Below are 23,929 nucleotides of genomic sequence, written 5' to 3' on the forward strand. Positions count from 1 at the left end.
CGTACTCGCTCTCCCTGCCAATTGCAGCCGAAGCGGGTTTGAGTTGCGATCGCATGTGGGGCCCCTAAGCTGGAGGTCGCTCATGGGTGACCCCCACTGTATACCCTTTGGCTGGCACCGACGTCTTTATTTACCTGAAATCCTTGCAGTTCAGTTTTCCGAAACGTTATTGGGCGGCGACAATGACTACGTCCGGTGTAGCGACATTCATCTTGGCCGGTAGTGAGGAGTCGGAGGCGGCGTAGCCGCCGGAGACGACGAACTGCCGGCGGCGCCGGATCGGCGAGGCTTAGGATGGCTGACTGAACCTAAATTGAGGCGGTCAGCCCATGTCTGGAAGCCGCATCACCGACCAGCAGGTCCGCCTCTACATGAACCATCGCAAACTCCATCCGCAGAAGCTCGCTGCCGCGAAGTCCGGCATGAGCGAGCGCACGGCGCGGCGTGTCGAACACGAAGCCGGACTACCGTCACAGCAGCCGCGGCGCTACTGGCGCTCGCGCCCAGATCCGTTCGCCGATGTCTGGGAGAGCGAAGTGGTCCCGTTGCTACGCGCTGCGCCAAAGCTGAAGGCGATCACTCTGCTGCGTAAATTGCAGGAGGACCATCCCGAGCGCTTCCCGGACAGCATGCGGCGCACGTTTGAGCGACATGTCAGCCAGTGGCGCGCGCTCGAAGGCCCGAACCAGGAAGTGTTCTTCCCTCAAACATATCAGCCCGGCGCACGAGGCCTGTCAGACTTCACGCACATGGACAAATTGTGCGTAACGATTGGCGGCGTCGCGTTTAGCCACCTGTTGTATCACTTCGTGCTGGCGTTCTCGCGCTGGGAGTACGCCAGCGTGGTCGATGGCGGGGAGAGCTTCCAGGCGCTCGCGACGGGATTGCAGAACGCGCTGTGGCAGGCTGGCGGCTGCCCACGCGAACATCGCTCCGACAGCCTGTCGGCGGCCTTCAGGAACCTGCAGGAAGAGGAAGACTTCACAGTTCGCTATGCGGCGCTACTCGAGCACTACGGGATGGAAGGCACACGCAACAACCGTGGCATGGATCACGAGAATGGCAGCGTCGAATCCTCGCTATCTGAAGGATCAGGTCGATCAGGCCCTGGAGTTGCGCGGTCACCGAGACTTCGCGGACCGGGCCGCTTACGACGAGTTCGTGCGCGGGGTGGTGATGCGCCGCAACCGGCGTAATGCTGCCGCGTTCCAGATCGAGCGCGAGCACCTGCTGGATTTGCCTGAGCACCGTACCAGCGACTTTGCCGAGGAAGAGGCACGCGTGACACGCTGCGGCACGTTCACCGTGCGGTGTGTCCTGTACAGCGCGCCCTCGCGGCTGATCGGTCATCGCCTGAAGGTACGCCTCTACAGTGACCGGCTCGATTGCTATCTGTCTGGCGCGCTCGTGCACAGCGCGGCGAGAGCCACGCACACGAGCAAGCGGCGCGGTCGCGGCATCGACTACCGGCACTTCATCGATTCGCTCAAACGCAAGCCGCAGGCCTTCAGGGGTCTCGCGTTCCGTGACGATCTGTTTCCGCGTGAAGCCTATCGTCGCACCTGGGAACGACTGGATCAGGCACTGACGCCGCGTAGCGCCTGCAAGGCCATGGTGGGCTTGCTTGAGCTCGCCGGGCACCACGGCGTCGAGGCGCAACTGGCCGAGCGGCTCGATGCATTGCTCGAACTCGGTGAACTGCCCGATCTGATGGCGTTGTTCGATGAGTTCGCGCCGCGCCAGGCCGAGTGTCCAGTGGTTGTCGTCGAGATGCCGTCCGCCGCGCTCTATGACACGTTGCTCGATGAGGAGGTGCTCGCATGAACGCCGCCTACGATTCTGGCCGTATCGCACTTATGCTCAACGAACTACGCCTGCCAACGATCGGCCGGTTGTGGCCGGACTTCGCTGAACGCTCGGACAAGGAAAGCTGGCAGGCGTCCCGGCTACTCGGTGCATTGCTTGAACATGAACTCGCCGAGCGCGCTAAACGAAGAATCGAACGTCATCGTGCCGAGTCGCATCTGGATCCGACCAAGACGCTTGCCACCTTCCACTTCGGTGTTGTGCCTATGGTCTCGAAGGCGCATGTGATGGCGCTGGCCACCGGCGATTCGTGGCTTGAGAAAGGCGCCACGATTCTCCTGTTCGGGCCGCCTGGAGGCGGCAAAAGTCATCTTGGAAGCGCAATCGGACATGCCCTGATCGATGCCGGGTATCGCGTGTTGTTCACCCGGACCGGTGAAATCGTGCAGAAGCTCCAGGTAGCACGTCAGAGTCTGCAACTGCCTTCGGCGCTTGCCAAACTCGACCGGTTCGACCTGATCATCCTGGACGATCTGTCGTACGTGAGGAAGGACCAGGCCGAAACCAGCGTGCTGTTCGAACTGATCGCCGAAAGATACGAGCGGAAAAGTCTTCTGATAACCGCCAACCAGCCATTCTCCGGCTGGAATGACGTCTTCCCGGACCCCGGCATGACGGTGGCCGCCATCGACCGGCTCGTCCATCACTCGACGATCTTCGAGCTGAATGTCGAAAGCTATCGGCGCCGCACAGCCAGCGACAAACAGAAAGAGCGCCGCCGTCAATTACCCACTGACAACCCGAACGGAGCGACAACCATGACCCCCTGACACAGCGACAATCACCTCGGCCGAGCGGCCAAGATGTTTGTCGGTAAACCGGCGCATTGACTCAGGTTTTTTGTTACCGAGCCAGGGTCGTTGCCTCATGTAATTTGCTACCCGTCAGAATGCTGGCGGGAGCGACTTATGGCGAGGCAGCTCAGCATGACAACACGACGGGAATTGACCGAGGCAGTCGGTGAGCGGTACCGCCGTTCGGACCGGAATGAGAAGCGCGAGATACTGGACGAGTTTGTTCAGGTAACCGGCTATCACCGCAAGCACGCGATCCGCGTTCTGTGCCGGGAGCCTCAACCTCCGAGCGCGAGGCCCGGCCCGCAACGGCGGTATGACGATGAGGTGCGGGATGCCCTGATCACGCTATGGGAAGCCGCCGACCGGATCTGCGGCAAGCGCCTGAAGGCGCTCATCCCTACGCTGATCGACTCGATGACCCGGCATGGTCACCTGACCCTATCGAAGCAACTGCGCCAACGCATGGACCAGATCAGCGCCGCGACCATTGACCGGCTGCTGCGTGACGTCCGCGAACAGGCCTTCGCCGGTCAGCGCCGGCGCGCTGGTGGAGTCGGCAACGCAATTCGCCGCGCGGTGCCGATCCGCACGTTCGCCGACTGGAGAGATCCGCTACCCGGCTATCTCGAGGTGGATTTCGTCGAGCATTGCGGTGGCACCAAGATCGACGGCGACTTCGTGCACAGCTTCGTGATGACAGACATCGCGACCGGATGGACCGAGTGCCTGGCCATGCCCTATCGCAGCGGTGCATTCGTTCTTGAGCACATCGAGCGCGTTAGCCGTGCCTTGCCGTTTCCGCTGCGCGGTATCGATTGCGATAACGATAGCGCCTTCATGAACGAGGCCATATTCGATTTCTGCAAAGCGACGGGTATCGAACTGACCCGCTCGCGACCCTACAAGAAGAACGACCAGGCCTGGGTTGAGCAGAAGAATGGCTCAATCGTGCGCCGCCTCGTGGGGTATGGCCAGTTGCGTGGACTTGATGCTACCGAAACCCTCGCTTCCCTCTATGAGGTGTCGCGGCTGTACATCAACTTCTTCCAGCCGTCATTCAAGCTGAAATCGAAAACACGCCATGGTGCACGGGTGACCAAGCGCTACGAAGCGCCTCTGACTCCCCTTGAGCGGGTCTTGCGATCGGCGTCGATACCCGAGTCAACCAAGCGCAGGTTGCGTACGCGGTTTCGGGCGCTAGATCCATTGGACTTATTGCGCCGCATGCGCGAAGCACAGCAGCGCGTCGCACGATGCAGCGCATCGGGTACGGCGCCGATGGAAACACAAACGGCCGATCAAATCCCCCTCGCTAACTTCCTGGCGAGTCTTGGAACAGCATGGCACGAAGGAGAGGTTCGAGCGACGCATCGCCGAAAGGCGCACGTCGCACACACCTGGCGCAGCCGTGAAGATCCGTTCGAGCATACGTGGCCGACCATACAGCAATGGCTTGAGAGCGAGCCCGGGATTACGGCGAAGAAGCTGCATGAACGCCTCGTCGCGATGGCTCCGGCGATGTATTCCAGTGCCCAGCTTCGGACCCTGCAGCGCCGTGTGAAGGCATGGCGATCGAACCGTGCGAGAGAACTGGTCACAAGGATACTTGGTCATGCGGATGCGGATGCGGATGCGGTGAAGGCTGGCGCCGCTACGCAGCGCCAGCCTTCACCGCAAAACAACGGGTCCGTGACAACTACCCGGGAGTAACATCATCCCGTGAGGCAACACGACCGGACGTCCTGCTTGACGCTATCCAGGCAGTGGCAGAAGATGCGGTCGCTCCTCGAGCAACACCTCGGCCGGAACCCGTTTGGTAGTGCCATGCACACGGACGTTGGCGACGTCGCGCAACCACAGCCTGCAGCGCTCATTGCACAGGCCGCAGTCGGCTGTGAGCCCGCCAGGCGCTCGGTGCACATGCAGCACAGGCAAGACGGACCCGCATTCACTGCCACGCGAGGCAGAACGTCGACGAGTTGACCGTCACTTTGGCGTCGATATCACTTTCGGAACTGACGGGCATGGCGAAGCGGCTGAACGGCCTGCCGTGGGTTGTCGCGGCCTCCTTTCATCTCGCCGATGTAAGGAGGCCCAGTGTGCATGGTGGAACAGTCGCACAGCGGAAATGACGGCCGAGCGCCGGTCGGCGTCTGCGCGATGCCACAGGCAAAACGGGGCACGCGCGACCGGACGGCACGCCTTCAGTGATTTTCTGACGGGCACTGCTGACAACCGTCCGAAGCGATACGCCTGGGAAAATGCTGGCGAAAAACAGTCGGGAAACGCCACAACTGCTTATATCTCTTGTCACTACGTCCGCCGATTAGCGCCTTTGCTGACCGGTGTACTGAAGTTAAACGTCGCCCGATGCGAGGGGCGGACAAGACCCTGCCTATCTGCCGCTCATTGACGGATTTCCTGGAGCGACAGTTGCAAATGTCACGACTTCGACCTCGGCTCGGGCCAGGGCCAACCTCTCTTTTCGCTGCGCACGTCCGCCGCCACGGGAGACACGGCCGTATCCGGCGCCTCGACCGGACTCGCCTTATCGGTGGCATCGTGCGACGGTTCGGCCAGAACGCCCTCTTTAATATTCGAAAGCCCGGTCCCAAACCACTTCACTTTTTTCTGGACGTGGCTGACATACGCCTTCCAGCCGTGAGGGTTACCGTCAAAAAGGTTGTGCTGGACCGTTGACGCCAGTGCGTCCCGGTTGAGCTCGGCCTCAAGCAGCTCCCTTGGCCACAGGAAGAATGCACTGGTCACGCGTTTGGTAAATTTGGCCACCGTCATTTCTGGCGCCAGCGCCCTGAGGAACTCTCAGTCCTGCAACGAATCCTCTTCCTGCGCAAGCTGCACCACCAGTGCGTCGGGGCGACCCGTCCGGGCTAAACAGTTCAATGCCTCAAGAATATCGCCAAGATGAAGCAGCAGTTCCCGTCTATCAAATCGGTCATCCATTGCAATTGTCCGTTCATTTCGTCGCTGGCGAGACACGCCGTGTTTCGGCGCGACGCCTCGTGCGCCAGCGCGTCAACGCCTGGGACCTGTCGCATCTCGGTCAATATGTGCTCGCGGAGCATGGCACTCCGCTACCGAAATCCTACCCAGCATTCGTCGCTTCGCGATACGCCTGTCGCAAAGCAGAAATGCGAACCGAAGTTCGCATTTATCGACGCAAAAGGTCCAGAAGAGACGAGGAGGCTTACTGAACGGCGGAAACTTTCGACACGAACTGCTTTGCCGCCTTGCTGGCCGATTCATAGACGGTATTAGCTGTGGAGAAGGCCGAGTTCCATGCTGCAACGGCCGGTTCACTTCCTGCCGGGGCATTCTTCGTGAGGTTTTCGACAAACCCTTGTGCGTCCCGTTGGAACTGCTGGCCCTGCGCTGTCGCGGCGGCCGAGATTTCGCTCTGAACTCCGGACACGATTTCGTGAACCCGACGACCGTATGCGACTGCCTTTTCCACCACAGGCTGGGAAAGGCTCGCTTGCAGTGCGAGCAGCTCACCCGGGTTGCCGCCCGAGAGAGCTTTAGTGAGATTTTCGTGGTTTTCGACGAGAGCCGCTTTGCTAACTTGCAGATTCAACGCGACCAGCTTTTCGAAACCTTCGAACACCTTGTTCGTCAGACCAAAAAGTGTTTCCAGGCTGGACTGCTGGGCGGCAACCAGTTGTTGGGGAATAAGAGTGCTCATCACTGCTCCGTAAGGGTAAGGCAGGCGGCAGGAAGGCGAGAGGCTCTGAATAGAAACTAGAAACAGAACCGCACGCCACGAGGAATAAAAGCAAATGCTGCGCCGCAACAAAATTCATTGTACGGGGCAATGCCGCGAAGTCAATGAATTTCGCGATACCGCGGGCCCGGAGGGCGCGCAGTCGGGCAAACGTCTGGGTCGCGGGAGCCAGGGGCGGGACGATAACGCAGAAGTCACCTCCCTTCTGACGGCGGGTAGCTGCGGGCGGTGGATGACTGCTGCGGCTTTCCGTGTGCTGGTTAACCGATAGGTCCTGTTGATTGCCGTGCCAACACGTGCGGTGACATCGAAACGGGAAAGTCGGCTACCGGGACTCGAGGGCATCGAGGCGCGCCTGCTCCGTCTCATTCGGGTACTGACGCTGATACGCTTCGAACAGGTGCGAGCAGAGTTGCGCCAGTGTCGCAAGGTTTACCGCCTGGTCCGCATGCTCTATCTCGCCTGCGTTCAGCACATCGTCGAGCACCGGAGCGAGATGGCGCAGTTCCCAAACACGAGCGCCGCTTTACAGGCTTCGATGAACGCATCATCGCGATGTACGCCCGGGGCATGAGCGTGCGCGAAATCCAGGCGTTCCTGGCCGAGAGCTACGGCACCGAGGTCTCCCCCGACTTCATCAGTTCGGTCACCGACAAGGTGATGGCCGAAACGCTCTCCGGTGAAGAACGCGGCTCGGGCGCAACGAGCGCTCGTTGCCGATGCTAATGCGCCGAGTCATGAAAGTGCCAAAGTCGTCTCGCTGGAGATGCGCGAGCCAGCAAAAGAGGCCGCCATGGCAACGCCGCGATCCGGTCGCTCGATGACCTCCGCGTTGCGGCGGAATCGGGGGATGAACGAGGTAAGCGCACCGGGTATCACCGGCACGCCGACGTTGTGCATCCAGAATTGTGCAAGGCGACGCGCCCTATGCTGACCGACGGGTAGGTCGTGGTGATCTGCCCGAACAAAGCGCCATCAAGACCAGCCCAGCAGGTTGATGTGGGCGTGCACCGGAATAGCGAATGGTCGCCCGAGGCGCCCATCAGCACGCTGAGAGTCATCCCGACGGCGAAATTGCCCATCTTAGGCGGTCTGCGGCGCGTTGAGCTGCTGCAGAATCGACGCGAAATCGAGCCACACGTTTTCGCGCCTGATCTGCCCGTCGGGCGCCATCTCGAACACGTGCAGCAGGCGGAAACTCAGGTTGCGCCCATGGCCGGGAATGCCAAACGGCGCACCGGGTGCGGTCCCTTCCCACAGGCTCTCATCGACCACGAAGTCCGGCCCGTAGTAACGACGCAGCGTGGTCACTTTCTCGCCCGACAGGTCGGCGAACAAGCTGTCGTAGAAGCCACGAGCGGCCGTCTTGCCGCGCAGCGGGCCGGGCGGATAGCCGACAACGTCGTGCTCGACATCGTCGACCATTGTGCTCAAAACGCCATCGACGTCGTCTTCGGCCTCGAAACGGAAGTGGCGGTCGATCATGCGATCGAAAGTCTGCTGCGATGTGGCGTCCATAGGTTCCCCTTGGGTGGACAAGCGTCTATAATGAGAATTAAGTTACGTCATAAGACACCTGTCTCATTATTTTTCATGCCCAACAGAAAGTCAAGCCGCCGCGCGGATGACGTCGAGAACGACGGCCGCGCGAACCAGAAGCGCCGCACACGCCAGGCACTGATCGACGCCGCGCTGGCGCTTCGTGACGAAGGGCGCAATCCTACGTTCGCCGAGGTCGCCGAGCGCGCGCTGGTGTCACGCGCCACCGCCTATCGCTACTTCTCGTCGGTCGAGGCGCTGGTTAGCGAGACAGCAACCGAACGTGGGATGCAGCCGTTGGAGCGCTTCTGGCGCTCTGGCGACAACCCGGCGGAAGGTATCTCGCGCGCCGCACGCGAAATGATGAAGCTGTTGCTCGATGACGAAGTCGGCCTGCACATGATGGAGCGCTCGTTCATGGCCGTATGGCTCGAAAACGACCCAGGCGCGCGGCCGGCGCGGCCCGGCCGGCGAATGAAATACATCGAGCCAATCGTCGAGTCGCTGAAAGACGAGCTGGCACCGTCGGCGCGCAGGCGCCTCGCGCACGCGCTGTCGATAGTGATGGGGACCGAGGCCGCGCTGGCGGTGCGCGACATCGGTGGCGCGAGCGTCGACGAGGCGCTCACCGCCACTGCGTGGGCAGCGCAGGCGCTGGTGAGCCAGGCACGCGCCGAAACTGCGGAGGCGCGTCGCAAGCGAGCCGCGGTGCGGACGGCGTGACCGACATGCACGAACTGCACCTCGCAGTCGACCTGGCCAGCCCAGCATACGGAACGGATGTCGACAATGATGCGGGCACGGTCGCTCGCGATCGCACCTGATACGCGTCGCTGTTGTGCACGCGGCAGGCGGGTCAGCTGACTCATGTTCTTCGCGTATGGGTCCCGACCAGCCTTGCAGGCTTCGCTACGACGCTTCTGCACCCTATCACTCCGACCTGCGTCCGTTCGCCAGCGCGCGCTGAAGCGCCCCAAGTCCTTTGCGTATGTCCTGAGCGCCGTCGAATAAAAGAGCTTCTAGATGGTCGCTCAAGGTTTGCGTCATATCACGATAGTTCGCGAGAGCCGGCGACGGGATCGTCTGGATCTGCCGGTCACTCGCGAGTCGATCGATGACTGCAATGACACGGTTGCGTTGCTTGACGTAACGGTCTTCCGCAACGCTTTGGCGGGCACTTCCCGCAGCACCGTGTAGCACGAAATATTTCGTGAGCTCGGACGAGGTCAGCGTCTCGATAGCACGCCATGCCCACCTCGCAGCTAGTTCCGGATTGCTCGCCGGAATCGCGAGCAATGCGCCGCCAAGCGGCGACAGGGGCATCATGTCAAGTGCGTAAGTCGGATGAAGCTGCAGTCCCACGCGCCCACCCTGTTGCAGCAACGCGTGGCTATCGAGCACGCCGTAGCGGTTCGACCAGTGGTAGCACATAGCCGCCTTCCCTGCACCGAACAGCCGTGCATTGCGCGCCCAGTCCAGACTGCTCACACGAGAAGGAGAAAATGGAACCAACGCGCGGAGGTATTCAATGACGTGCCGGCCCATCTCCGTATCGACCTGCAGGACGCCATCATCGAATTCTGCTGCGCCTTGCGCGCCGAGAATTTGCAGGAACGTTTCCGCGATCGGCAAACCCGGCGCGGCATTCCACGTAATGCCTGCACGCCCGAGGCGCGGCCGATGCATGCGCTCTGCAACACGAAGCACATCGTCGAAACAGCGAGGCGGGTCGAGTCCTTCCATCTCCAGCAAATCCTGCCTGTACCACAGGAAATCCACAGTGGGCTGTAGTGGAATGGCGTATAGCTTTCTGTCGAACCAGCTTGCCGCCCAACTAGCCTCGTAGAAATCCGCTCCCGAAAAATTGCTTTCGGCCTGCAGGTTCCCGAGTTCAAGCAGATGTCCGTCCCTCGACAATTCTGCGAGCCAGGGAAACGGAATCGCGATGAGCAAGGGCGACGTCTCATTCCGCGCGGATTTGCCCGTGAGCACCTGATCCAGCCTTGCGCGGTAGTCGATCTGCGGAAACGTCAGTATCCGCACGTGATGGCCGACGAAGCGTTCGATATCCGGCCGGTTGCGTTTGAGGATGTCGAACACGGGGTCTTCGTATGCGACGAGCGTCAACTCCACGATATCGTTGAACCCGGCACTCGCAGGATGCGGCCATGCAACGCCGGCGTCGCCTGCACGACTGAGGTTGACGGCGTCAAACCGGTCAAGCGTGCCATCGGCCGTCGCGCCAACGATCATCTGCACCGTCTGCTCGGTGATTCTGTCCACGCGATCGAGCAACCATGCAGACGGGACGATGGTCGCCCGGCTACCCGAGCCCGATGTCGCGCGAAACTCGAGCCAGCCTTTCGCTTTCAACGCATATATGATCCGACGCGCGCTGGTCCGCGGCAGTCCGGACTGATCGGCAAGTACGGTGATGCTCATGGGCTGATCGTGCAGATGGCTCTGCAAGAGCGCGGACAGAACGGGCCAGATGGCCTGCGCCTCATCGCCGAGTTCGATGTTCAATATCTCTCCAGCCCGGTCGAGCACAGCGATGGCTGCGAGCCGGTCATGGGCATGCATAAGACGTCCTCTGCTGTAGAAAATGGCCGTAAGCTCATGATAAACATAGAAATAACCATTTTGGCGATTTTATTGCGGCGTTCGCGTGCTGCTCCTGCCCTACGATTCATCACAGACCGAAACCAGCGATGGACGAATCAAACAGGAGACGAGCATGAAACGAACAGCAAAGCTGATCGCCGCGTTCGCGGCGGTGGCATTCAGTGCTAGCGCAGTCGCGGCGGGCGCGAGGTTTGTCGTCGTGTCCCACGCGCCCGATTCAGACCCGTTCTGGAACGTGGTCAAGAATGGCATTGCCGACGCCGGAAAGGATTTCGACGTTTCGGTCGACTATCGCAACCCGCCGAACGGCGACCTCGCCGACATGGTTCATCTGCTCGACCAGGCGGCCGCACGCAACTACGACGGCGTCGCCATCACAATCGCCGACTTCGATGTCGTGCGTGGCCCGGTGAAGACGATCGTGGCGAAAGGCATACCCGTCGTCACATTCAACTCCGGCACCGCGAAACAGAACGAGGAACTAGGCGGACTGCTGCACGTGGGCCAGCCGGAGTATCTCGCGGGAAAGGAGGCCGGGGAACGCGCGAAAGCCGCCGGTATCGAGCGCTTCCTGTGTGTCAATAACAACGCGACCAATCCCGATTCATTCGAGCGCTGCCGTGGTTTCGCAGAAGCAATCGGCGCCGATTTCCAAACGTCGACGCTCGACTCCGGGAACGATCCCATTGAAGTCGAAAACAAGGTATTTGCTGCGCTGCACAAGCGGCCAGATACGCAGGCGGTGTTGGCGCTCGGTCCGACATCGGCGGTGCCCGCGATGCGCGCCATTCAGAAGCTTGGTCTCACCGGCAAGATCTGGTTCGCCACGTTCGACATGACGTCGGAAGTCGATAAAGGGATCAAGGCGGGCGCGGTGAAATTCGCGATCGACCAGCAACCTTACCTTCAGGGCTACATCCCGATTGCCTTGCTCGCGCTGATGAAGCAGGACCATACGCGCGATGTCCATAAGGCAATCGCCACCCTGCGGGCCAATCCGAAATTCCAGCAACGTATCCGGACGTATGGACTCACTCCGCGCTTCCAGCCGGGCGGTATTGATACGGGACCCGGCTTCGTCACGCTAGACAACGTCGGTCTCGTCGACAGGTACGCGGGACAGTTCCGTTGAACACGTCAATGCCGTGCGGGTCGGCGTCTCACGGATAGATCCCGGTCCACAGCTTCAATCATCGAGAGGATCACCATGTTTCAACTGGCCGTATGCGCGGAAATGGTTTTTCGCGGTCTCCCCTTCGCTCAGCGTGTGAGAAAGATTGCGGAACTCGGGTTCCATGTGGAGATCTGGGACTGGACCCGACATGATCTTGCCGAATTACAGCAGACAGGCGCAACGTTCTCTTCGATGACGGGATATATCGAAGGCGACCTGATCACGGAAAGCGGGGCTCAGCGGCTAGTCGAAACGGCTGAGCAATCGATCGAGGCTGCGAGGCGCCTGCGTTGTCCTCGTTTGAATCTGCATGGTACGGGATTAGATAGTCAAGGGTTGCCCGTGAAGCCGGCTTCATCCGTGACGGGACCGATGTGGCTCGCCGCCGTGCATACGCTGACTCGCATGGCTGAACTCGGGCGCCGCGCAGAAGTGGTGTTCTGCCTTGAGAACCTTAATACGGCCGTCGATCATCCGGGCGTACCGTTCGCCAGAGCCGCCGATGCGCTCGCTCTCGTGAAGACAGTCGACAGTCCGCATCTTCGCCTTAACCTCGATCTTTATCACGCGCAGATTGGCGAGGGTAATCTCATCGAGCTCGTCCGAAGTGCACTGCCTTTTATTGGCGAAATCCAGGTCGCCGATGTTCCAGGACGGTGTGAGCCGGGCACGGGAGAAATCAATTACCCCGCAATTGCTCGCGCGCTGTCACAGGCCGGATATCGGGGCACGGTCGCGATGGAGGCGTGGGCCAGTGGTGACGATGAACTTGCATTGCAACGGTTCCGGGACGCCTTCTCGATCTGACATTGCGAAGTCAATAGACGTGAAACCGGATCTCCCGAAACATGGTGGTCCATCGCTAACCTTCCTTGAACGGAACGATCTCAAATGCTAAACGTTGCCCTCCTCGGCGCCGGCCGTATCGGCCAGGTGCATGCCAAATCCATCTTTGGGAATCGCGACTGCAAGCTCGTCGCGGTATCCGACGTCGTCGCCGACGCGGCACACACGCTTGCCAATCGATATGGCGCAGAAGCGCGTTCTGTCGACGCTATCCTTCGCGATTCAGCGATTGACGCCGTGCTCATTGCGACATCGACGGACACCCATTCCGACCTCATCGAGCGAGCCACGGCCGCGGGTAAGTGGGTCCTGTGTGAGAAACCCGTCGATCTCTCGCTTGAGCGCGCGCTCCAATGCGAGGTCAAGGTCGCGAACACAGGCAAGCGCGTCATGATCGGCTTCAATCGACGTTTCGATCCGAATTTCGCGGCGCTCAAAAATGCGCTCCATGCTGGTGAGATTGGTAAGGCCGAACTGCTGTCCATCACCTCTTTTGATCCGGCTCCGCCGCCCATTTCCTATTTCAAAGGATCAGGTGGGTTATTCCGCGACATGATGATTCACGATTTCGATATCGCCTGCTGGATGATGGGTGGAGCGCCGACGAAAGTCATGGCGGCAGGCTCATCGCTCGTGGATCCGGAAATCGGCGCGGCCGGCGATGTGGATACAGCCGTGGTTACACTGACGTGGAACGATGGCCGCATTGCCGTCATTAAAAACTCTCGCCGCGCCGGATACGGATACGATCAGCGCATTGAGCTGCTGGGCTCGCAGGGTCTGTTGTCTGCCGGGAACGTGCTCGAAAATACCGTCGAAAAAATCACGAGCGAAGGCGCGCTAACTGCGAAGCCGGTTTACTTCTTTCTGGAGCGGTACATGCGGGCTTACGAAGCGGAATGGGCCGCCTTTGTCCAGGCAGTCAAAGACGACTCCGCTATGCCCGTCACCCTTGCCGATGGCATCGCGTCACTCGCCTGCGCCGAGGCCGCGGCGCGCTCTGCGCAGACCGGGGAGACCGCGACGATCCCGCCGGACATGCTTTCGGCACGATGAACCCGTCTGGCAAGCTTGATGGACAGTGCCTGTCTCGCTGCAAAAAAGATCCGGAAGGAAACGGAACGCGTTCACAAACCTCACGACGTCGAGCTATCTGACAACTTGATCGCCCAGCGATGTTTGCTTGAATGGTCGACCTCGAACCCACGTTCGGCCATCATTTCCTCGAGGTCGCGCAGACTCAGCGAATACGCCACGTACCAGCGCACACACAGCAGGATCACGTCCAAGGAATAATGCAGCCGTTTCAGCACCCGGGCGATGCCCGGCGGCAGTGTCGTGCGTGGCGTCTTTGTCATCCGGGAAATCGTGTTCGTCAACCAAGTGCCTGTCCTGCGCCTTGATTGTTACGTCGGGCTGCAGCCGTGCGGACGAAAGCGGCGCGCCATTGACATATCCGATTTCACGGTCGAAAGGCTGCGGGCCGTCACTCGGAGAGATAGTCACTTTGGGCGTGGCAAACGTCAGGCGGACGCCCGGACAGGCAATGTCGTCCGCGCGGCGGGGTGGTTATCGTCGAGGAGAATCGTTGTGCTGTGGTGATCACCGCCTAGTGAGCATGCGGAGGATCTTCTGCACGATGATCTCGTGCTGCTCCAGCGCCTCATCGAGCGTACGTGCCCCGTAGCTCGTGTTGTCTCGCGCTTCCATTCCGGCGACGCGCGTCACGAACAGCGGACCCTCCCCGGTTTTCGGTTCGGGCACACCGCGGAAGCGGGTGGTGACCGTCACACGGATTCGTCCAGCAGCGTGCGGCGGAAGATCAGTTCGTTCGCTGTCATCCAGCGCGACCACTCGCCGCGGTCGAACACCTCGACAGGTCTGTTCTTCGCATCGAGGACATAGAAGCGTTCCCTGCTGGACGGGACGGAGCGTGATTTCATATTTCAATGCGAAGGCGTGAGCAGGAAGCCGATCACCTCCCGCCACCAGGTTTCGTCGACGCGGCCAATCCAGTCGTTATGTTCAACCGCCTTCACCACTATCAGTTGTCTCGGTTCGTCCAGCGAGTTGTAGAGCGCTTCGCCGAAGCGCGGGGGGACGATGCTGTCGCGCTCCGCAACCACGACGACAACAGGGCGCCCGAACGACGCCATATGGGTCACGCTGTCGTATCGGTCGCGCAGCAGCCATTTCACGGGCAGCCACGGATAGTGATAAGCGGCGACGTGCTCAAGCCGATCCCATGGCGTGATGAGCAGCAAGCCAGCGGTCTTGTCGCGTTCACGCGAGCCGGCCGCGGCCGCCACGCCGGCGCCGAGCGATTCGCCGATGAGCAGCAGCGGCGCACCATAGAGCCGATGCGCCAGCGCGATGGTCTGTTGGGCATCAGCGACCAGACTCTCTTCGCCCGGCGTGCCGTCGCGCGGCCCGTAGCCTGGATATTCGGCGAGGATCACGCGCAGTCCGAGCCGCGTGAGCGCTACGGCGTAGAACGAACGGTGTCCGGCATGCCCGGCATTGCCATGAAAGACGATGACGGTGGCGCGCATGGATCCGACGGGCTCGGCCACGAGGCCCCGGAACGCTTCAGGCGTCGGCCAGGCGAGAAGTACGCTGGAAACGACGTCCCCGGTTGCAGCCCTTTCAGGGAAGTAGATAAAACGATCCTGCAAGATGGCGACTCCTGCGAACACAATCAGGCACGCGACGGTGAGACGCAACATCAACCCGGTGAATTTCATCGCATTGAGCCCGATCCACCGATCGTTTCAGTAACGCACCCAGTTTAGCGTGCAGTGGCCACGCGTATGTCCATGCGCGTCGTCGCGAGCCAGGCGCTGACGGCGCCGGGAGGGACGGCTCCAAGGCAACGGGCAGTTGGCAACGCCGCCTAGCGCTTGCACAGTGAACCGTGGACCAGTCTAGTGCTGCATACTTCAGTGAATCACACTACCGAAAGCATCGACGGCGAGCGACCTTGTCGTTTCAATATTGGACCGGACCCGGCCGATTCTGTTTGCAAGGCTCTTCTTACGTCCCGCGGCGTCTCAGCCGGGCTGGGGCCGCTGGCACTCCGTTTGAAACCAGTAGTCGACGAGGTGCTGTGCCGCTTGCAGATCATCCGGGTAGTAAGGGTCGTACCAGGGTGACGGGTCGTAGCCGGCTTTTCTCAGCGCAGCCAGTTCGCTGTGGTGTTGCGCCATAGTGGGAGGCGCATTTGTCTTGAGCGCCGCGAGGTCGCGACACTCTGTCGGGGTGAGGTGGGGACCGGTATACGGCATGCCGCTGGCGACACAGCCGGCAAGCAGAAGAGTCGCAGCGGAAAGTGCCGCCCGGGCTGTGTGCAGTCTGCTCATAATACTGATCCTCGCTGGAACCGCCCACGGCGATCACATGCCTGCGCTGCTGGCGGCTTGCCCCGGCTGCGTCGTGCCTGGAGGCAAGTCTCCGACACCTTGAGAGCGGCTAGTTACCTGTCGCCGCTACCAAGCTAGCTGTGCTTGTGAGCGTGCGTCGCGCCGTGAACCAGGTCATAGTGCACGCCTTTGCCTGAACGGGTTGGGCGGGAAGTGCTCACCTTCAACGCACGTCAACTCGAATTCCGGGCCGCCACCGCTCTCCTTCACTACCTTGTAGATTCCGGACGTTTTGACCATCTCACCGGGTTTGTGTTGCTCTGTCATAGCGTCTCTTTTTTTTGGAAAAAACACCAGCAACGAAGCAATTCCCACGCCCGGCTCACCGAATCGCTGCGAGTACACGACCTGCCCGAAACTCTTGCCTCCAATGCGCACTGTGCGGCACATTTGCAGTGGCAATCCTGGAGTCCCGACATGAACCTGCAGACGCCGGCCGGAGCACCCATTTCATCTGCACCGGTCAATCGGAAGACACAAATGGCTGCCCGTTCAATTGCATCGCTGTCGCTCTCGTTTGGGCTGGTTTCCATCCCGGTGCGCCTCTACCCGCCGACAGAACCATCCAGGCCATCAGCTTTAATCTGCTTGGTCGCGACGGCTCGCGTGTCGAGCAGCAGTACGTTTCGAAGGCTACCAGGCAGCGCGTCGAACGAGCCGAGATGCAGAAAGGTTACGGGTTCGAGAAAGACCGGTCTGTCGTGTTTACAAAGGACGAGCTCAGGCACTAGCAGGCCGGTGAAATACCTCATGTAGCGGTCATCCGGGACGCAGGCGTAAACGTTGAACTGATGTCATCAATGAGAGCGAGATGGAACGGATGCGTGGGCCAGATGGTTTTACCGAGTCAATGTTCACGGTGTTGAAGCTGGACGATTTTGTGCCGAAGGACCATCCCTTGCGTCCGATTCGCATCTGGCTCAATGGCGCGCTTAAACGCATGGACGATGTGTTCGCGCGGATGTACGAGGCTGACGCGAAAGGAGGTCGGCCGAGCATCGCGCCGGAGAAGCTGGTGCGAGCTCTTTTGCTGCAGGTTCTGTATTCGATTCGTAGCGAGCGCATGCTGGTGGAACAGATTTCCTACAACATGCTGTTCCGCTGGTTCGTCGGCCTGCCGATGGACGGGACCGTGTGGGACCACTCGACGTTCAGCAAGAACCGCGACCGGTTGCTCGAACACGATGTGCTGGTGTTGCTGTTCAACGAGACAGTCGAGACCGCGCGCGAGCGCGGATATCTTTCTGGGGAGCACTTTAGCGTCGACGGCACGTTGATTCAGGCATGGGCCGGGCATAAGAGCTTCGTGCCGAAGGCAAGTCCAGACGAAGACGACACGCCTCCTGACGAACCGCCAGCGCCGAATGACAACTGGCACGGACAGAAACGCAGTAACGAGACGCACCAATCCACGACGGACGAGCAGGCACGCCTGTTTCGCAAGAGCAAAGGAACCGGAGCGATGCTCTGTTATATGGGCCACGTGCTGACAGACAACCGGCATGGCCTGGTGGTCAACGCGCAGGTGACGCTGGCGACGGGCACCGCCGAGCGCGACGCGGCCGAGCTGATGCTTGCCGATGCCGCAAGTGTTGCGCCGCTCGGCATCACAGTCGGCGCGGACAAGAACTACGACACCGCCGGTTTCGTGGCCAGTTGTCGAGCGAACCGTGTGACGCCGCATGTGGCGCAAAACGATGGGCGTCCAGGAGGTTCAGCAATTGACGAGCGAACTACGCGCTGGCCGGGCTACGCGGTCAGCCAGCAAAAACGTAAACGCATTGAACAGGTGTTCGGATGGGGCAAGACAGTCGGGCGAATTCGACAAGCGATGTATCGGGGACTTGAACGCGTAGACCAGCTCTTCGTGCTGACGCAGGTCGGCTACAACCTGACGCGTATGCGCACACTTGCCGGTTGAGGGGCTGGAAGCAATGGATAACACCGATATGGTGAACCCCCGAGTAACGCCGAATGCCCGCAATCGTGTTCCGCGTTTCAAAAGTGCAAACCCAGCATCCGTCGTAATGCATCTGAGCGCATCAACGACGGATATTTCAACGGCCTGCTAGAGGAAAGCCCGAGCCACATCGTTGAAATCATGGCCTTCCTGCCGGACAGATCCATCGACCCGGTCCATTACGACAAAGCGTATGTCATCGCACCGGACAAGCGCGGTGGAAAGCCGTACAGCCTGCTCAAGCAGGTGCTCCTCGGAAGCAGGCGGTGCGCACTGGCAAGCTGGAACTGTAATGGCAAAACCCACATGGTGCAGGTCCGGGCAACGGGCGACGGCCTCGTTTTCCAGCAACTGCTCTGGGGCGACGCCGTTCGCTCACTGAAAGACCTGAACATTGAGGACGTACCCGTAACGGAGAACGAATCGCAACTCGCGCTGAAGATCATCGAGCAGGGCGAGGCCGAGAACTACGACCCGACGCATACGAAGACAAGGAAAAGAAGATGATTTTGATCAATCAACTGACGTGTAGCGCGGCATTCACGGCGCCACTTGCGGCACAAGAGAATGGTAACGATGCGCCCTCCGTCATCATGTCCCAGCCGGGCTTCGTGCCGAGCATGCAATGGAGCGCCTGGCCAATGGGAACTCGTCGGGCATCACCGCTTTGCCGGCGCAGGACAGCATCTGCACTTCGGCATGCAAGCGATATGTAAACTGCCGGACGGCGCGCGGATGGCAGGTCAAAATGTCAAGATCGTGTAGATCAGATTTCATCAGGTGGTCCATGCGATCCTCAATGAACGGACTTCGATCTCATGCCTTGAGCAGATCGCTCCAGACGGTGGTCTCCCGGCGCCTGACGGACGCGGGGTTCCCGCTTAACACGTCGAACTGTGTCGCTCCATCAGCCAACCAGAACCGGATATCGAAAGTCTGCCTTCCGACGCGCAGGTCGCGCAGCGTCACATCGCTGAGCCAGGTCGGCAATACGGGGTCGACGTAGAGCATCGCGTCTGGCGCATCCGGCTGAAGGCCAAGGATTGCCTGCAGCAGCGAGAAGACCGCTCCCGCAGCCCACGCCTGCGGCACATTTGCGCCAAGATACTGAACGGGAAAATTCGCAGCGTCCCGATGCAGGCCCGCATAAAGCTCGGGAAACTGGTTGACGGAACTGGCTGCCCGGTTCGCAATCACGATCGTCCTCCACGCGTTTGACTCCCCTGTTCGAGCATGGCGCTCTTCGCAGCGATGCGGCCGATGACATCGTTCCATGACTTGTCGAACGATTCCGCGCCTTCGCGCTGGAGCTGGGCGGCGAGCGCCGGTTCGTCGATACCGGCCCCTGCGAATTCGGCGAGCACGTCCTCGGCGTCGCCGCCGTCAGCCGGCAACACTGCGCTTAGTTGGCCATGATCGGCGAAGGCACGCAGGGTCCTGTCGGGCATGGTGCTGATCGTGTCAGGCGCCGCCAGCGACTCGATATACAGTGTGTCGGAGACCTCCGGATCCTTGGTGCCGGTGTTGGCCCAGAGCAGGCGCTGCGGCCGCGCGCCAGCAACCGCAAGCAGTTGCCAGCGGCGCGATGCCAGCAATTCGCGATACGCCTGGTACGCGCGTTTGGCGATGGCGATCCCGAGACGGTTGCGAAGCTGCGAGGGAACCTTGTCCTTCACGGCAACATCCCATCGGCTGACGAAAATCGACGCGACGCAACCGACGCCCGGATCGAGTCCCGCGGCGATTCGCCGCTCGATGCCGCGCATGTATGCCTGCGCTGCCGCGACATATTGCTCACGGGAAAACAGCAGCGTGACATTCACCGGCACGCCGGCGAAGATCGACGCCTCGATCGCAGGAACGCCCTCGGGCGTGCCAGGAATCTTGATGAACAGATTGGGGCGCCGCGCGACTTCATGCAGATGCGTAGCCGCGACGATGGTGCCGGCCGTATCGTGGGCGAGCGCAGGGGATACCTCCAGCGACACCCAGCCATCAACCCCACCCGTGCTGCTGTGAACGGGACGGAACAGGTCGGCGGCCCGGGTCAGGTCATCGATCGCCAGTTCGAAAAGCAGCTCTTCGCCGGATTTCCCCTTAAGCCGTCAACTGACGGATGGGGGCATCGTAGGAGTCTGCTTCCGTAATGGCTTTATCAAAGATCGTAGGGTTGGACGTCAAGCCAGTTACTGAAAACTCCCTGATATAGCGCTGCAACGTACCGTCCGTCAACAGTGCGCGCGTGATGTTATCCAGCCAAAGGCTTTGGCCGAGGTCATGTAGTTGTCGGGTCGGTTTCATGATGCCTCCTGTTACGCGGTCGTCTGCCGCGCCCCTGCCCCGTAGCCTGGCCAGTCAGTATCGGCCCACACCGCCGATGCGCCCGATCGTGATACCGGTCGGCAGATACACAGCGAGATTCGCCGGTCCGTTCGCGTAATGTCCCTGGCGCGGAAAGATCATCGTCAGGCGATAGCGCTTCGCAACCCATCGGCCGCGCTTCTTAATAAATATAGATCACCGCGTGGCCATCTGACTGGGTCCTACAGCCCGCGGCGCCCGACCTTGTGCGGCGCGGACATCCTGTCGTCATGGGAAATCATGACGGCCCTTCGAGCCAATAATCGTTGCCACGCTGCCGGCTAGTATGCGTTCCAATTCGGCGCGCACCACTTCGAAGACTTCGCTTACCGGTGATGAGCCTGGAGCCGGTAAACGCGCATCCGCAAGCGGCCGCCGGGCGCGGCACACGCTTTTTCCGCTTCCTCCTGAGGCGGGGGTCCGTTCGCGACACGCGACGGGCGGTGTTCCTGTGAGGCCGCGACCGACCCGCTTTCCCGCGTACCTCTCTCAACGCGCCGAACAGGTCAGGCGGACATTGGGCAGTTGACCGGCCGAGTCAGTCAGCCTGTTTGTTTCAGGAAATCTGACGCAGGCATGCGTCAACGATGTTCGACCGGTGACTTCTTTGTGCCGACGAAGCAGGTTCACCCTGATGCTGCGCCTCCTGGTGCGCGTGAATCCACTTCCGGGTCCATGGTCGCGAGGACGCGGCGACTGATCCTCTCGAGCGGCAGGCCGTCCGTCCTGCCGCCCCACCACCGCGCGAGCCGGCTCGCGATGATGTCCCATATCGATCAGATCGACGTTCAGGTTCTCTGGCAAAGAATGGAATCTGATCCAGCGGATCGCCGATCGCAAAGTGCGCGATCGCGTCAATTCCCCGAACTGCGAGTTTCCTGAAGCGCGTTTTTCGCCGAGTCGCACACAATCTCATGCGGCAGCGCCGACGCAATATTCCGTCCCTCGCGTCCATGACAGCAACAGAAGCGCAGACAGTGAGGCTGAGCGGCCAGACGGCTGATCCGATGCAGAGGACGGGGTCCGGCACCCGCTGAAGACGGGACCGACAGCAGTGGACCCGGACTACGCGTTCGGCGCGAGTCTGGCATTGCCCCATACTGTGCTATCAAGGATGCCCCGATGGCAAATCCCTCGGGACTGATGTTTCTTTCGTGTCGTCCGATCCGTCATGGCGTCACCATCATTCCACCAGGATACTTGCACTGCACTTTGCCTGGTCACCAAGCGGATCCTCCGAATCCACCCGATGTGACATCGGCCTTTACTGGCACGACCGGTGGCACCACCGCGATCCAGCAAATAAATGGTTACGAACTTTATCGTCAAGCATCCGACCGAGTGCTGGGTGGAAATTGACGATCTGGTTGCTCGAAACCCCGTCGTGCATTTTACGGTCGCCCATCTCCTCTGGCGCATGACCATTTATATCATGGTGTGATATATAATCAAGCCAAAGCAGCACAACAGCATCACGGCGAAAGCGGCTGCAAGGCTGCCGCAAGAGGGTTCATTCGGGGCTGTGTTACATAGCTCACGTGTCGTAGGGGGCGAGATGGTCATCAATAATGACTTTGAAATCAGCTATCTGTTGATTGCATTTGCGCTTCTCGGCACCATTCTCGTGGGAGATCTGCTCACCACGCTGCGGTTGCAGCGCTGGCATCCCAAGCTGCTGGGTGCAGCAGTGGGTGCGTTGCTCGGCTTCGTGCTGATCGAAGCCGTACCAATGTTCACCTGAACAATTCTGCGGCGAAACCGTCCTCCCGTTCGAATGGACTGCACCGCGAAGCTGTCAAGGGAATCTATCGTGGCCCCGTTCAACCGGATCCTGCTCTGCTACGACGCCACGCCTGAGGGACGGCTCGCGTTGCGCTGCGGTGCGGCTCTCGCCCAGCAGTTGCAAGCGGAAACGCACCTGCTCTCCGTTCTGGACTGCACGTACTGGTCAAGCGGATTCGACACCGTGTCGTCGATGAAATTCGAGGTCGACGAACAGGCGGCAAGGGAGACGCTGCGCGAGGGCATTGACCGTCTGCGTGCATGGGGCGTGACTGCAACGGGACATTATTCAGTAGGAAATGCAGTTGACCAGATTTCCCGTCTTGCGGCTTCATTGAAGGTCGATCTGATCGTCATTGGACATCACCCAGACGGATTTTTTGCGCGCTGGTGGACAGGAAAAAATCATGCGTTGCTGCTGGACCGCGTGTCGTGCGGCGTCCTGTTCGAGGTTGCCGGCTGATGGCGGGCGCGTGAATCAGGACGAACGCGATGAACGAACATCCGTACGATAATTGCAGTGGTTTCCGCATCCACGCGTGCGCACAGCTTGATGTGGTGGCTGGCCATGGCCCGGAACCTGACGTGATGTATCAGCCGGTGGCCGTCATTCGGTGGCAGGATAGCACCGGGTCCCATCGACAAGTTCTGTGTGACCCAAAGCGATGGTTTGTTGCAGCTGCGCAGATGCCCTGAGAATCGCCACCGCGGTGGCGAAGCGCTATATCGACACGACGCTTGCGTGCGCCTGTCCCAGTCATACGCAGCCTGACTGACGTTCGACGGCATTGTCGGATCTGAGGCGCCGACGCGTCAGCACGCAATGCCTGCCCCGGTGAGCGTCCGCATGACGTCTGTGATGACAGGAGGCCGCTGTGAATACTGACTTTCACTGGGTGCTGTTCTTTCTCGTGTTGTTCGTCTTTGCAGCGATCGGCTTCGCCCTGTCGGCTCTTTTCCCGACAGAAGAGTCAACGCACCATTCGCATACGGAACACCGGGACAGTCACCACTAGCGCAGCAGCGGGCGCGTTCGGATCCGTGACCTCTGCACTGAACGCACAACCATGACGGAGATAATGATGATGGATCTTCTCGTACAGATAGTTGTTGCCGCCGCCGTGCTGGCGATGGTGGTGCTTTTTGTCGTCGCCCAGGACCTCCGTTCCAGTTCGCGTGAACGGGCTCTCAGGCGTGTGCCCGGCAGACACTGGTGGAACCGCACGCATAACGGACATTGATGCTGCTGGCGACGTCAGGCTGGCTATCTCCCTTCCGTGCCCGGAGGCATGGGCCGACGGTGCGGCAAGCGTCGGCGGCTGCGCAATGCATCATGCGGTCGTTCGTCCCGTCGACCGACAGGCTACACTGCTGGCCAGAGAAAAATCACGTGCTGTCGGTCGCCGGCATCGCTTTGGGACGGGCCGCCCATGCGCCATCGTCTGCTTCGGGGACAGCAGCCAGATGGCCACTTCACCAGCATGAATGGTCCGCTCAGTAGCATATCGAGCGTCGTATGTCCGTACACGCCGACCACCGACTGCGGGATATCAGCGAAATAAGGAGCAGCAGTTTCTCTGGATAAGGCCGTCCCTGGGGTACGGCCCGGCTGGCAGTCATTGCGCTTTTCGCAGGCCCCCGCGCCGACAGCATGCGCGGGGATGCCGGGATACGCGCCCGCCCACGCCGGCGAGCAGATGCCAGACGTAGCGAGCATCACTGCAAGCAGGCGCCGCAGAATACACCGTTCCATCGCTGTGTCCTTCAGTACGCGGTGCAACTCACAATCTGTGTTCATCGATGCTGCTGCGGCGGACC

20 protein-coding genes and 8 pseudogenes are annotated in these 23,929 nt (G+C 60.5%); 14 read left to right on the plus strand and 14 right to left on the minus strand.

What is annotated here, in order from left to right:
* Positions 1-329 precede the first annotated feature (329 nt).
* The 3 genes and pseudogenes from istA to CUJ90_RS20065 all read left to right on the plus strand — a co-directional run bounded on the left by istA (position 330) and on the right by CUJ90_RS20065 (position 4,373).
* Positions 330-1,824 (plus strand): annotated as a pseudogene (gene istA / locus CUJ90_RS20055) (IS21 family transposase).
* Positions 1,821-2,636 carry an IS21-like element helper ATPase IstB gene (gene istB, locus CUJ90_RS20060; protein ID WP_114163773.1) on the plus strand — a complete coding sequence of 272 codons (816 nt, stop codon included), beginning with the start codon at positions 1,821-1,823 and terminating at the stop codon, positions 2,634-2,636. The pseudogene istA and the gene istB overlap by 4 nt, the downstream one beginning before the upstream one ends.
* 138 nt (positions 2,637-2,774) lie before the next feature.
* Positions 2,775-4,373, plus strand: a complete 1,599-nt coding sequence (locus CUJ90_RS20065; RefSeq protein ID WP_114162142.1) for an integrase catalytic domain-containing protein — start codon at positions 2,775-2,777, stop codon at positions 4,371-4,373.
* A 48-nt stretch (positions 4,374-4,421) separates the two neighbouring features.
* On the opposite strand, the pseudogene CUJ90_RS20070 reads toward CUJ90_RS20065, so the two are convergent.
* The 3 genes and pseudogenes from CUJ90_RS20070 to phaP all read right to left on the minus strand — a co-directional run.
* Positions 4,422-4,565 (minus strand): annotated as a pseudogene (locus CUJ90_RS20070) (IS21 family transposase); the annotation flags it as partial.
* A 540-nt stretch (positions 4,566-5,105) separates the two neighbouring features.
* Positions 5,106-5,627, minus strand: a pseudogene (locus tag CUJ90_RS20075) (hypothetical protein).
* A 244-nt stretch (positions 5,628-5,871) separates the two neighbouring features.
* Positions 5,872-6,366: a TIGR01841 family phasin gene (gene phaP / locus CUJ90_RS20080; protein ID WP_114163774.1), complete on the minus strand. Its 495-nt coding sequence runs from the start codon at positions 6,364-6,366 to the stop codon at positions 5,872-5,874.
* A gap of 543 nt (positions 6,367-6,909) precedes the next feature.
* Between phaP and CUJ90_RS20090 the strand changes: the two are divergent.
* Positions 6,910-7,095 (plus strand): annotated as a pseudogene (locus tag CUJ90_RS20090) (transposase); the annotation flags it as partial.
* Positions 7,096-7,488: 393 nt separating this feature from the next.
* On the opposite strand, the gene CUJ90_RS20095 reads toward CUJ90_RS20090, so the two are convergent.
* Positions 7,489-7,830: an ester cyclase gene (locus tag CUJ90_RS20095; RefSeq protein WP_244220098.1), complete on the minus strand. Its 342-nt coding sequence runs from the start codon at positions 7,828-7,830 to the stop codon at positions 7,489-7,491.
* Between CUJ90_RS20095 and CUJ90_RS20100 the strand changes: the two genes are divergently transcribed.
* Entirely contained in the window at positions 7,810-8,667 is an 858-nt protein-coding gene (locus tag CUJ90_RS20100; protein ID WP_244220099.1) for a TetR/AcrR family transcriptional regulator, read from the plus strand. The genes CUJ90_RS20095 and CUJ90_RS20100 overlap by 21 nt on opposite strands.
* Positions 8,668-8,874: 207 nt before the next feature.
* On the opposite strand, the gene CUJ90_RS20105 is transcribed toward CUJ90_RS20100, so the two are convergent.
* Positions 8,875-10,527 (minus strand): extracellular solute-binding protein, encoded by a 1,653-nt coding sequence (locus CUJ90_RS20105; protein WP_114163778.1) that lies wholly within the window; start codon positions 10,525-10,527, stop codon positions 8,875-8,877.
* A 154-nt stretch (positions 10,528-10,681) separates the two neighbouring features.
* Here CUJ90_RS20105 and CUJ90_RS20110 point away from each other — a divergent pair, with 154 nt between their 5' ends.
* The 3 genes from CUJ90_RS20110 (at position 10,682) to iolG (ending at position 13,645) form a co-directional block, all read left to right on the plus strand.
* Positions 10,682-11,701, plus strand: a complete 1,020-nt coding sequence (locus CUJ90_RS20110) for a sugar ABC transporter substrate-binding protein (protein WP_114163779.1) — start codon at positions 10,682-10,684, stop codon at positions 11,699-11,701.
* A gap of 75 nt (positions 11,702-11,776) precedes the next feature.
* Complete coding sequence (locus tag CUJ90_RS20115; protein ID WP_114163780.1) at positions 11,777-12,550, plus strand: TIM barrel protein; 774 nt, start codon at positions 11,777-11,779, stop codon at positions 12,548-12,550.
* An 84-nt stretch (positions 12,551-12,634) separates the two neighbouring features.
* Positions 12,635-13,645 carry an inositol 2-dehydrogenase gene (iolG, locus tag CUJ90_RS20120; protein ID WP_114163781.1) on the plus strand — a complete coding sequence of 337 codons (1,011 nt, stop codon included), beginning with the start codon at positions 12,635-12,637 and terminating at the stop codon, positions 13,643-13,645.
* 101 nt (positions 13,646-13,746) lie between these two features.
* Here iolG and CUJ90_RS20125 read toward each other — a convergent pair.
* From CUJ90_RS20125 to CUJ90_RS33310, 5 genes and pseudogenes are all read right to left on the minus strand, one after another.
* Positions 13,747-13,947 (minus strand): annotated as a pseudogene (locus tag CUJ90_RS20125) (IS6 family transposase); the annotation flags it as partial.
* Between the two features lie 244 nt (positions 13,948-14,191).
* Positions 14,192-14,532, minus strand: a pseudogene (locus CUJ90_RS20130) (hypothetical protein).
* A 3-nt stretch (positions 14,533-14,535) separates the two neighbouring features.
* The gene (locus CUJ90_RS20135) at positions 14,536-15,333 is read right to left on the minus strand and encodes an alpha/beta hydrolase (RefSeq protein ID WP_114163782.1); all 798 of its coding nucleotides are present in this window, start codon (positions 15,331-15,333) and stop codon (positions 14,536-14,538) included.
* 306 nt (positions 15,334-15,639) lie between these two features.
* On the minus strand, positions 15,640-15,948 hold the full coding sequence (locus CUJ90_RS20140) for a DUF4148 domain-containing protein (RefSeq protein ID WP_114163783.1): 309 nt from the start codon (positions 15,946-15,948) through the stop codon (positions 15,640-15,642).
* Positions 15,949-16,082: 134 nt separating this feature from the next.
* Positions 16,083-16,275: pseudogene (locus CUJ90_RS33310) on the minus strand (hypothetical protein).
* A gap of 213 nt (positions 16,276-16,488) precedes the next feature.
* Between CUJ90_RS33310 and CUJ90_RS33315 the strand changes: the two are divergent.
* From CUJ90_RS33315 to CUJ90_RS33320, 3 genes and pseudogenes are all read left to right on the plus strand, one after another.
* Positions 16,489-16,733 (plus strand): annotated as a pseudogene (locus CUJ90_RS33315) (Ku protein); the annotation flags it as partial.
* Between the two features lie 95 nt (positions 16,734-16,828).
* Positions 16,829-17,929: an IS5 family transposase gene (locus CUJ90_RS20155; protein WP_073432307.1), complete on the plus strand. Its 1,101-nt coding sequence runs from the start codon at positions 16,829-16,831 to the stop codon at positions 17,927-17,929.
* A gap of 180 nt (positions 17,930-18,109) precedes the next feature.
* Positions 18,110-18,475 carry a Ku protein gene (locus CUJ90_RS33320; RefSeq protein WP_340638540.1) on the plus strand — a complete coding sequence of 122 codons (366 nt, stop codon included), beginning with the start codon at positions 18,110-18,112 and terminating at the stop codon, positions 18,473-18,475.
* A gap of 84 nt (positions 18,476-18,559) precedes the next feature.
* Here CUJ90_RS33320 and CUJ90_RS33325 read toward each other — a convergent pair whose 3' ends face one another.
* The 4 genes from CUJ90_RS33325 to CUJ90_RS33615 are packed head-to-tail and all read right to left on the minus strand — an operon-like array spanning position 18,560 to position 20,269.
* Positions 18,560-18,757 (minus strand): hypothetical protein, encoded by a 198-nt coding sequence (locus CUJ90_RS33325; RefSeq protein WP_244220139.1) that lies wholly within the window; start codon positions 18,755-18,757, stop codon positions 18,560-18,562.
* 27 nt (positions 18,758-18,784) lie between these two features.
* Entirely contained in the window at positions 18,785-19,165 is a 381-nt protein-coding gene (locus tag CUJ90_RS20165; RefSeq protein ID WP_244220100.1) for a glycogen-debranching protein, read from the minus strand.
* Positions 19,162-20,046, minus strand: a complete 885-nt coding sequence (locus CUJ90_RS20170; RefSeq protein WP_340638543.1) for a transaldolase family protein — start codon at positions 20,044-20,046, stop codon at positions 19,162-19,164. Before CUJ90_RS20170 ends, CUJ90_RS20165 begins: the two co-directional genes overlap by 4 nt.
* A gap of 19 nt (positions 20,047-20,065) precedes the next feature.
* On the minus strand, positions 20,066-20,269 hold the full coding sequence (locus tag CUJ90_RS33615) for a transaldolase family protein (RefSeq protein WP_277998137.1): 204 nt from the start codon (positions 20,267-20,269) through the stop codon (positions 20,066-20,068).
* A 1,182-nt stretch (positions 20,270-21,451) separates the two neighbouring features.
* Between CUJ90_RS33615 and CUJ90_RS33025 the strand changes: the two genes are divergently transcribed.
* From CUJ90_RS33025 to CUJ90_RS20180, 3 genes are all read left to right on the plus strand, one after another.
* Positions 21,452-21,688, plus strand: a complete 237-nt coding sequence (locus CUJ90_RS33025) for a hypothetical protein (protein WP_152035367.1) — start codon at positions 21,452-21,454, stop codon at positions 21,686-21,688.
* Positions 21,689-21,884: 196 nt separating this feature from the next.
* Entirely contained in the window at positions 21,885-22,070 is a 186-nt protein-coding gene (locus tag CUJ90_RS20175; protein ID WP_114163784.1) for a hypothetical protein, read from the plus strand.
* A 69-nt stretch (positions 22,071-22,139) separates the two neighbouring features.
* Positions 22,140-22,574, plus strand: coding sequence for a universal stress protein (locus CUJ90_RS20180; protein ID WP_114164665.1), 435 nt, complete (start codon positions 22,140-22,142; stop codon positions 22,572-22,574).
* The last annotated feature ends 1,355 nt before the right edge of the window (positions 22,575-23,929 follow it).

It is taken from the genome of Paraburkholderia terricola (assembly GCF_003330825.1).
GTDB lineage: Bacteria > Pseudomonadota > Gammaproteobacteria > Burkholderiales > Burkholderiaceae > Paraburkholderia > Paraburkholderia terricola.

Excerpts from the sequence above, each read along its gene's own strand:
- istB (WP_114163773.1), top strand. The coding sequence starts at position 1,821 with ATGAACGCCGCCTACGATTCTGGCCGTATCGCACTTATGCTCAACGAA.
- CUJ90_RS20065 (WP_114162142.1), top strand. The coding sequence starts at position 2,775 with ATGGCGAGGCAGCTCAGCATGACAACACGACGGGAATTGACCGAGGCA.
- phaP (WP_114163774.1), bottom strand. The coding sequence starts at position 6,366 with ATGAGCACTCTTATTCCCCAACAACTGGTTGCCGCCCAGCAGTCCAGC.
- CUJ90_RS20095 (WP_244220098.1), bottom strand. The coding sequence starts at position 7,830 with ATGGTCGACGATGTCGAGCACGACGTTGTCGGCTATCCGCCCGGCCCG.
- CUJ90_RS20105 (WP_114163778.1), bottom strand. The coding sequence starts at position 10,527 with ATGCATGCCCATGACCGGCTCGCAGCCATCGCTGTGCTCGACCGGGCT.
- CUJ90_RS20110 (WP_114163779.1), top strand. The coding sequence starts at position 10,682 with ATGAAACGAACAGCAAAGCTGATCGCCGCGTTCGCGGCGGTGGCATTC.
- CUJ90_RS20115 (WP_114163780.1), top strand. The coding sequence starts at position 11,777 with ATGTTTCAACTGGCCGTATGCGCGGAAATGGTTTTTCGCGGTCTCCCC.
- iolG (WP_114163781.1), top strand. The coding sequence starts at position 12,635 with ATGCTAAACGTTGCCCTCCTCGGCGCCGGCCGTATCGGCCAGGTGCAT.
- CUJ90_RS20135 (WP_114163782.1), bottom strand. The coding sequence starts at position 15,333 with ATGAAATTCACCGGGTTGATGTTGCGTCTCACCGTCGCGTGCCTGATT.
- CUJ90_RS20140 (WP_114163783.1), bottom strand. The coding sequence starts at position 15,948 with ATGAGCAGACTGCACACAGCCCGGGCGGCACTTTCCGCTGCGACTCTT.
- CUJ90_RS20155 (WP_073432307.1), top strand. The coding sequence starts at position 16,829 with ATGCGTGGGCCAGATGGTTTTACCGAGTCAATGTTCACGGTGTTGAAG.
- CUJ90_RS33320 (WP_340638540.1), top strand. The coding sequence starts at position 18,110 with ATGGCCTTCCTGCCGGACAGATCCATCGACCCGGTCCATTACGACAAA.
- CUJ90_RS33325 (WP_244220139.1), bottom strand. The coding sequence starts at position 18,757 with ATGGACCACCTGATGAAATCTGATCTACACGATCTTGACATTTTGACC.
- CUJ90_RS33615 (WP_277998137.1), bottom strand. The coding sequence starts at position 20,269 with ATGAAACCGACCCGACAACTACATGACCTCGGCCAAAGCCTTTGGCTG.
- CUJ90_RS33025 (WP_152035367.1), top strand. The coding sequence starts at position 21,452 with ATGGCAAATCCCTCGGGACTGATGTTTCTTTCGTGTCGTCCGATCCGT.
- CUJ90_RS20175 (WP_114163784.1), top strand. The coding sequence starts at position 21,885 with ATGGTCATCAATAATGACTTTGAAATCAGCTATCTGTTGATTGCATTT.